6 protein-coding genes are annotated in these 7,956 nt (G+C 61.3%); 3 read left to right on the forward strand and 3 right to left on the reverse strand.

The window, feature by feature from the left end; genetic code table 11:
* Window positions 1-71: 71 nt before the first annotated feature.
* Window positions 72-857 carry a glutaminyl-peptide cyclotransferase gene (locus VK725_RS04880; protein ID WP_325316933.1) on the reverse strand — a complete coding sequence of 262 codons (786 nt, stop codon included), beginning with the start codon at window positions 855-857 and terminating at the stop codon, window positions 72-74.
* Between the two features lie 16 nt (window positions 858-873).
* Between VK725_RS04880 and VK725_RS04885 the strand changes: the two genes are divergently transcribed.
* Both VK725_RS04885 and VK725_RS04890 read left to right on the forward strand, forming a co-directional pair.
* Window positions 874-1,029: a hypothetical protein gene (locus tag VK725_RS04885; protein ID WP_325316934.1), complete on the forward strand. Its 156-nt coding sequence runs from the start codon at window positions 874-876 to the stop codon at window positions 1,027-1,029.
* A 78-nt stretch (window positions 1,030-1,107) separates the two neighbouring features.
* Entirely contained in the window at window positions 1,108-2,199 is a 1,092-nt protein-coding gene (locus VK725_RS04890; RefSeq protein ID WP_325316935.1) for a glycosyltransferase family 9 protein, read from the forward strand.
* A gap of 39 nt (window positions 2,200-2,238) precedes the next feature.
* Here the strand turns inward: VK725_RS04890 and VK725_RS04895 are convergent, their stop codons facing one another.
* Window positions 2,239-5,694 (reverse strand): ankyrin repeat domain-containing protein, encoded by a 3,456-nt coding sequence (locus tag VK725_RS04895; RefSeq protein ID WP_325316936.1) that lies wholly within the window; start codon window positions 5,692-5,694, stop codon window positions 2,239-2,241.
* Window positions 5,695-5,760: 66 nt separating this feature from the next.
* Window positions 5,761-6,045, reverse strand: coding sequence for a YcgL domain-containing protein (locus VK725_RS04900; RefSeq protein ID WP_325316937.1), 285 nt, complete (start codon window positions 6,043-6,045; stop codon window positions 5,761-5,763).
* Window positions 6,046-6,292: 247 nt separating this feature from the next.
* On the opposite strand from VK725_RS04900, the gene VK725_RS04905 reads away from it, so the two are divergent.
* Window positions 6,293-7,732: an OmpP1/FadL family transporter gene (locus VK725_RS04905; protein ID WP_325316938.1), complete on the forward strand. Its 1,440-nt coding sequence runs from the start codon at window positions 6,293-6,295 to the stop codon at window positions 7,730-7,732.
* Window positions 7,733-7,956 lie beyond the last annotated feature (224 nt).

The raw sequence follows: 7,956 nt of genomic DNA on the forward strand, positions 1-7,956 counted from the left end.
GGTGAGGAGTGTCAGGCGTTGAGGGGTGTCAGGTGTTCCGCCGCGAGCGGCGAGCGCGAAAGCTCAAACGCTCACTTGCTCACTTGCGGCGGCGTCAGTTCAATCTGATAAATCTGCGGCCAACGCTTGCCAGTGACGAACAAGCGGTCTTGCTTGGCGTCATACGCAATGCCATTAAGCACATCGTTCTGCGGATCGGGTGTGTCTTCCGCTTTGGGAGCGAGGCCCGTCAGATCGATCCATCCCACGACATGACCAGTCTTCGGATCAATCCGCGCAATGCGATTGGTCAGCCAAACATTCGCGTAAATCTGACCCTTCACCCACTCGATTTCATTGAGGTTGGCGACTGGCGCGCCATCAGCGGTAACGTCGATCTGGCCGATCTGCTTGAGCGTATCGGGGTCGAGCACGCGTATCGTCGGCGTGCCGTCGCTCATCAGAATGTGATGGCCGTCTTCGGTGAGCGCCCAGCCTTCCCCGGGATAGTCAAACGTGCCCTGTTGCTTGAACGTTTTCAGGTCGTAGATGTAACCGCGATGCGACTGCCAGGTCAGCTCAAGCAGCTTGTTTTTCCATGCCACGATACCTTCGCCGTAATCCGGCGGCGGTAGGATCGCGCGTTGTAATACTTCGCCGGTCTTCATGTCGACCTTACGCACTGTTGATTGTCCTACTGTTCCGGTGCCTTCGTAGAAGGAGCCGTTGAGGTAGAAGAAACCTTCCGTATAAGCACCTGTGTCGTGCGGATAGGTGTGCAGCACTTTGTAGCCGTACACAGGAATCTCCGCTTGCGCAGACGAAAAACCAGCGCAGCAGAGCGCAACGAGGGCGAGTAGGGGGGCGAGTCGTTTCATAGCGCCGGATCATCCCATGTCCGGCACACCTCGTCAGCTAGGCTTTTTTGCGAAGCGTGGCGTGTCGCATGAAATCGCGGCCGAAAAGCCGCGTTTGCGGCAGGCAGCCGGCCTCGACCTTGCCTACGCACCGCCAACCGTTGCCATAGCGAAAAAGCAGGGCAGGAGGTAAGTTTCAAGCAAGGGGTCGATAGGACAGTAGGCGGTCACTCCCCGTAACCCACCTCAAGAGCGCCGATTCGCGCCGCACATGTCAAAACCCATCCGCCCGCTTGTGATTCGCTTCGGTCGCGTTGGCGACATGATCCTGCTGCAACCTTTGTTGCGCCGATTGCATGCGCGCTACGGGCAGCCTTGCCAGCTTCTCGGTATCGGCAAACATTCGCTCGAACTCTATCGCAAGCAGCCGGATGTAGCGCGGGTGATGAGCCTGCTGTCGCATCACCGCCCGTTTGCACTCAGCCCCGAACAATGGCGCGTTGTGCGCGCACTACGACGCATGGGTGACGTGCCCGTTTATGTCAGCGAGCCGCAAGCGGGTTCGCTTGCGCGCATTCGCTTGCTACTGAAACTGGCCGACATCCCGGAAGATCATTGCGTTTTCCTCAACGACGTTGCGCTACCCGAAGCAGGGCACTGGATCGAACACCTGCTGACGTTGGCGGACACCACGCCACCCGCATTTCGCGATCGATTCGAACACGTCACTTCGACAAGCAGTCATGTGCCAGCCTTCGAAATCACCGCGCAGGATCGCGCCGATTGCGATCAATGGCTCGCTGCACGCGGATTGTCAGATCATCCGCTCGTACTAATGCAACCCGCGAACAAACGCACGATGCGCTGGAACGGCGTGCGCAAGGCGAGCGACGACGACAAGTCGTGGCCGATCGACAATTGGGCGAAAGTGGTTGCTGCGATTCACGCAAACCTTCCGGATGCGCGCATTTTGCTGTGCGGTTCACCCGCGGAAGCAAAATATCTTGAAGGTATTCGTACGAGCATGGCGCAGCCGAATGTGGAAGTCGTCGCCAGAGAATTGCCGCTTCCACGCTTGAGAGCGTTGCTTGCCGTCGCGCACAGCATGATTTCCGTGGACACAGGGCCCGCGCATCTCGCTGCCGCGGTGGGTTGCCCGTTGGTCGTGATGTTCGGTTCGGTAGCGCCCAGTCATTGGACGCCGAGGGCGAGTACGCCCGAGGCGGTGCATGTGCTGGGCGGTCCGCCGCGCAGCCGACGCGTCGATACCATCACGCCGGACGAAGTGATCGAAGCGTGGCACGGATTGCCGCCACGCACGGCAACGACATTGCAAACAAGTCACGTCGACGCATCGGCGTGAGGCACGGTTTAGTCATCCGCCATGCGGATGACGTGCTGATTACTGATCGGACGGTTGCGCAGGCTGGCGCAACGTCTGTCGCACGCTGGGAATCGCGCCGCCACGTGCTGCCAATTCGTGTGCGATGTCGATAAAGCCAAGATGTCGCGCCACATCCGCCGCGGTGCGCCCAAACGCATCGGCCGCGTTGCGATCCGCGCCGCGCGTAAGCAGCACGCGAGCGGGCGGCAACAGCGCATGCATGGCGCAGGCATGTAGTGCTGTCACGCCGCGCTGATCGGCATGCTCGATGCGTGCACCGGCATCGAGCAACACAGGTAGTAGTGCGCCGATATGCGTTGGATCGCACGGGCTACCCGGACGCAGGTGAGCGCCGAGCAGCAGCAACAGCGGTGTTTTGCCTTCCGTGTCGGCGAGATTCAGATCGGCTTGGCGCTTGAGCAATGCATCGAAGAGACGTCGTGCGCGCAGGCTGTCGTTTTGCTCGAAGCCAAATTGCGACGCGGCGTGCAGTGCACTGTGCCCACGCGCATCGACCGCATTGGGATCGGCACCGGCTTCGAGCAATTGCTCGGCAATCTCCGGATATCCCTGCACGGCGGCAACCATCAGCGCCGTGGCATCGCCCGGCAAGCGTTGATCGACCGCGGCGCCCCGTTCAAGCAACAAGGCGACAAGCGGTTCGCGACGCGCAGCCACCGCGGCGGCGAGTGCTGTCATTCCGTTACTTGCGCTGACCCCGACATCGGCATGCGCATCGATCAATGCGGTGGCGATATCGCGATGACCTGCGCCGCACGCGTGCAGAAGTGCAGTGGCACCTTGCGTGTCGCGAGCATCGGCATCGAAACTCAGTTCGAGCAAACGCTGCACGGCAATGCCCGCTCCCTGTTTGGTGGCTTGAATCAGGTCGTCAGCACGTAGCGGGCGGCGTGGGCGTTCCCAGCCGTTCCAGTCGAGCCAGCGTTCCAGTTCCGGATGTTCGAGTGCCAGACCCAGCGGCGTTTCGCCATTTGCATCGACCGCTTCGGCATCCGCGCCATGCGCCACAAGTGCACGCACAAGCGGCAATGCATCCACGCCGTGTTCGAGTGCAGCAAACAAGGGCGTGCGTCCGCTGCTGTCGCGACAATTGGGATCGCAGCCGCGCGCGAGCAGCGCTTGCAGCAGCGCAGGCTGATTGTTGTTGGCGGCGAGATGCAGCGGCGTCCGCTCGCGTTCGTCGGTGCCAAACGGATCGGCACCCCGTTCGAGCATCGCCAGCGGCAATGAAACGGCTTGCGGTGCGGCATGCAGACGTCCCAGCGCTTGTGCCAATAGACCTGCGCCGGCGGGGCTTGCGCCTGCATCGAGCAGATCGTCGATCGCTTCGGCGCTTTGCGGAAGCAGCGGAAGCAATGCGTCAAACAGACGACGTCCCAGCGGCGGCAGGGTGGGCAGATCGCTGTCGAGATCGTCAATCAGTTGCGGTTGCAAACGTGCCTCGGCTTGCAGGCCGTGGTCGAGCAACCACTGCCGCGCCGAGCGCAGACCCGGTTCGGCCAGTTCCAGATAAAGCTGTGCCAGTTGCGTCTGCGACCAATCGCGCACGCGTGCCGTAAAACTGGAAACGATCGCCCAATGTCCGAAGCGCAACGCGTCCAACAGATGTGCGGGTGTGTCCGCACCTTCGGAGATGGTGTCTAGGTTGAGGCTGGCTGGCAGCGGCGTATCCGGATCGAGCAACGCAACCAGATCCCAGCGCCCGCTGGCGGCTGCGTGATCGAGTGCGCTGCGGCCATCGGGGCCCGGTGTTTTCGGTTCTGCGCCCAGCGCGATCAGTGTGCGTACCGTTTCGGCCTTGGCGTGCGGGGATTGGCAGGCGAGCGTGAGTGCATCGCGGCCGTGATGATCGCGCGCCTGTGCATCGGCATGCGCTTGGGCCAGCAATTGCACGATGCCGTCGGCGCCGGCGCGCGCGGCTTCCATCAGCGCCGTGCTGCCGTGGCGATCGACCAGATTCACATCGGCGTTCGAGGCGCGCAGTGTGCGTGCGATCTGTTCGTGTCCTTCCGCGGCAGCGACCATCAATGCGCTGCGCTGCTTGGCATCGACACCGTTCACTGCAGCGCGATGCTTGAGCAGCATTTTCACGCCAGTCTTGTCGTCGTCCGTGATGCCTGATGCAGCCACCAGCGCAGGTTCGCCCTGGGCTGGCGACGTCTTTGCGCCGCGCTCCAGCAGAAATTCCACCAACGGCCAATTGGCCGCGCGGCATGCGATGGATAAAGGCGAAGCGCCCGTGTTGTTGACTGCATCCACCGATGCGCCCGCGTCCAGCAGCATCGCCGCAACGGTAGGTTCGCCCGTGAGCACGGCGCCGTGCAGTGCTGTATTGCCATCGGTATCCGCCACCAGCGGGCTGGCGCCGTTGGCCAGTAGTGTCATCACGGCGTCGGGGCGGCCGTGCCAGCTGTCGCGCGTGGCGGCCAGCAAAGGTGTGAGTCCGCCGCTGGCGCGATTGACGTCCGCGCCTTTGATAATGAGCGCGCGCAACAACTGCGGATCGGGCAGCAGCGCGGCGAGCATCAACACCGGGCGCTGATCGCGGTCGCCGGCTTCGGGGCTTGTGTTGGGATCTGCACCGGCTTCGACCAAGGCCAGCGCGCGCGCGACGTCGCCTTGACGTGTCGCGGCGAGCAACGCTTCGGCTTGTTCGGGCGTACCGGCGATACGTTCTTTTTCACTCAACGTGGGAGCGACGGCTGCGACGATTGATGCCGTCGTCTTGCGCGACGCGTTCTGACGACGCGGACGACCTTCGCTCAACATGACGCGCAACGTGCGGTTGGCGATCACCAGGCAACCGACAGGCATCACGATCACGGCGTAAAGCACCAGCGCCGCGGTGCGCATTTCCGAGGGAAGAATGCCGTAAAGACCGCTCAGCGCAATCGCCGCAAAGGAAAGAATGAGCAGCGACAGTGCGCTCGGTAGAAAATGACTGAAGAAATGTTCTTCGCGCGACAGGTGACGACCGAACGCCACGCTACGCGCCGTCGCGGTAAACAGCCATGAGCCTTCGTGCTTACCATGTGCGGGGTAAGCGTCATCCCAGACAAAAACCAGCGCGAATGCCGGCCAAAGACGCCATAACACCATCAACGCCACGACCAGCGCCGCCGCCAGCAGCAGGCTCGCACCCAGTGTCGGGTGCTGACTGAACAGCAGCATCGGCCACGCAATCAGCAGGAACACCAGCGCCACATAGCAGGTGAACATGGCCAGATGCGCGCCGCCACGACGAACGACAGTGCTTATGAAATCCGGTTCCGGATCGAAGCCGATGGCGTGACAAACCGCCGCCATTGTCAGCGTGTTGGCTAGGAGCAGGGGTATCAGCGTCAACGGATGCGCGCCGATCGCCGCGGAAATACCCGCAACGATCAGTCCAGGTGCAAACCAGATGAGAGAAGTGAGGAACGACGATGAGCGGCGCGATTTGATTGGTGGCATGTCAGCAGTATAGAAACCCGAAGCGCGTTAGACGGTAATCACTTGTTAACAAGCGTTCGTCATCGTCTATTCGTCCTGGCGTTTGGGCATGGATGTTGGCTCGCCTGCAGCAGCGACTGTCTCCTGCGGAGGCAACTGCAGATGCCAGCCCTGCGTTCGAAGATTTTCGAGCACTGCTTCGACGTTCTCGCGAGGAAGGCTGCGTTCGGGCTCCAGTTCCACTTCGAGCACGAAGCGAAGGTCGCCCAGCAGCATCACGAGTGTGGCGGGAAGTATCTCGAAGTTGTCCCGCCTGGCTAGCCACAGGTACGTGTCGGCCTTGCGCTGGCTGGCGTAGACAAAACAGTGCATGAGGGTGTCCGGGTGACCTGTAATTTCGAAGGTTAACAGCACCGGCCGCCAGCGTCGCCCGTGGGTTTTGCTGCGCTCTTGCAGGCCCATAAGCGTTTACGCCGTGTCTATTGCTGCGACCGCACTTGCATGGCCCGACCCGAGTCGGCACAGTGCCCGCCTGGGGTATCAAACGCGCGTATGAAATTTTGGCGGAAGGCTGCCCCGGCTACGACCCGAGCTGTCAACAAAAAAGCAGGAGCAACCGATGCATACATTCATCCGCAACACCTTCAGGGGTGCCCGTCCGCTCGCATTGGCTGGACTCGGTCTGGCCATCGCTAGCGCGCTAGTTACTCCGCAAACCGCCCATGCCAGCTCCTTCCAGCTAAAGGAAGACGACGCGCAGGCGATGGGCCGTGCTTACGCAGGTTCCGATTCCGCCGGTGGCGATGTTGCCGTCGTGGCCAATGCCCCGGCAGCCATGAGCCTGCTGCAAGGTACCTATTTCGAAGCGGACGTCACCGCCATCAACTTCGGCGCGACCTTCAATGGCAGCGCGCACGACGTCCTGGGCCAACCCATCGGCGGTAACAACGGCGGCAACGCCGGTACCACCATGCCGGTGCCCGCGTTCTTCTTCGAAACCCAGCTGAACGACAAGTGGCACGTCGGTGCGGGCTTCTCCGTGCCGTTCGGCTTCAAGACGCAGTACGACAACAACTGGGTAGGCCGTTACAACGCGATCGAATCGAAGTTCGAATCGCTGGATGGCACGCTCTCGGCTTCGTACAACGTCACCGACAACCTGGCCATCGGCGCCAGCGCCATCGCTCAGCGCACCAGCGCGACGTTGACCAACGCTATCAACACCTCCAGTGCTGCCGTGCTCGCTGGCGCTCAGCAAGCTGCCGCGCAATTGGGTCAGCCACTTACCCCGCAGCTCCTGAAGGCCTTGGCCCCCACGCTGACCTCCGAGATCTACCCCCTGGTTCCGCCCGGTAGCGACGGTTACGCACATATCCAGGGCAGTTCCTGGGCATGGGGCTATCAGGTGGGTGCACTGTGGACGATCGATCCTCAGGATCGCATCGACTTCAACTATCACTCCAAGATCAGCCATCGCCTGACCGGCTCGGCCGATTTCACCATCCCTGCCAACTTCGCCTACCTGCTCGCGTCAACGGGCCAGAGTCAGCTGTTCCAGAACACCCAGGGTACGGCCGATTTCACCACGCCCGCTACGGCTGCCATCAGCTACTGGCATCAGGAAGATAAGTTCGGTTTCGGCGCGGATGTCGACTACACCGAATGGGATGTTTTCAAGAACCTGACGGTGAATTACGCCAATCCGGCACAGCCCCCCACCACGCAGGCGTTCGATTGGCACAACTCCTGGTACACCTCGTTCGGTGGCGAGTACTACCTGACCGATCAGTTCACGGTGCGCGGCGGTATCGGTTTCGATACCACACCAACCTCCGCTCCGACCCGCGAGGCACGCGTGCCGGATGAAACCCGCAAGCTGCTCTCGTTCGGTATTGGCTACAAGGCGACCGAGCACTTCTCGATCAACGCATCGTATGCACACATTTTCGTGAACCGTGCAGTGGTCGCCAACGACGTGAGTGCCACGGAAGATGTGTTGACCGGCACCTACGACGACTATGGCAACCTGTTTGCTCTGTCGGCGATCTACAAGTTCTAAGTGTTTCACGTTTAAAAACCTCCCCGCTTCGGCGGGGAGGTTTTTATTTGCCTATGAAAATCCCGGGATGCATCACACATGCGCGGCCGTTCTTCCTCGCGCCGCTGCCGGGGTGCGGTCGTTCTGATATAAACAGACTTCCGGATGCCAGCCATGACGGCGTATGTGATGCCCCAGAACGATTCCGTACGTCATCAAATCCGCGACGTCGTTGTTCCGTTGAT

Source organism: Dyella sp., assembly GCF_035486915.1.
Taxonomy (GTDB): domain Bacteria; phylum Pseudomonadota; class Gammaproteobacteria; order Xanthomonadales; family Rhodanobacteraceae; genus Dyella_B.

What these genes read in the sequence shown, in the direction of transcription:
- VK725_RS04880 (WP_325316933.1), bottom strand. Translation starts at nt 857, where the DNA reads ATGAAACGACTCGCCCCCCTACTCGCCCTCGTTGCGCTCTGCTGCGCT.
- VK725_RS04885 (WP_325316934.1), top strand. Translation starts at nt 874, where the DNA reads ATGTCCGGCACACCTCGTCAGCTAGGCTTTTTTGCGAAGCGTGGCGTG.
- VK725_RS04890 (WP_325316935.1), top strand. Translation starts at nt 1,108, where the DNA reads ATGTCAAAACCCATCCGCCCGCTTGTGATTCGCTTCGGTCGCGTTGGC.
- VK725_RS04895 (WP_325316936.1), bottom strand. Translation starts at nt 5,694, where the DNA reads ATGCCACCAATCAAATCGCGCCGCTCATCGTCGTTCCTCACTTCTCTC.
- VK725_RS04900 (WP_325316937.1), bottom strand. Translation starts at nt 6,045, where the DNA reads ATGCACTGTTTTGTCTACGCCAGCCAGCGCAAGGCCGACACGTACCTG.
- VK725_RS04905 (WP_325316938.1), top strand. Translation starts at nt 6,293, where the DNA reads ATGCATACATTCATCCGCAACACCTTCAGGGGTGCCCGTCCGCTCGCA.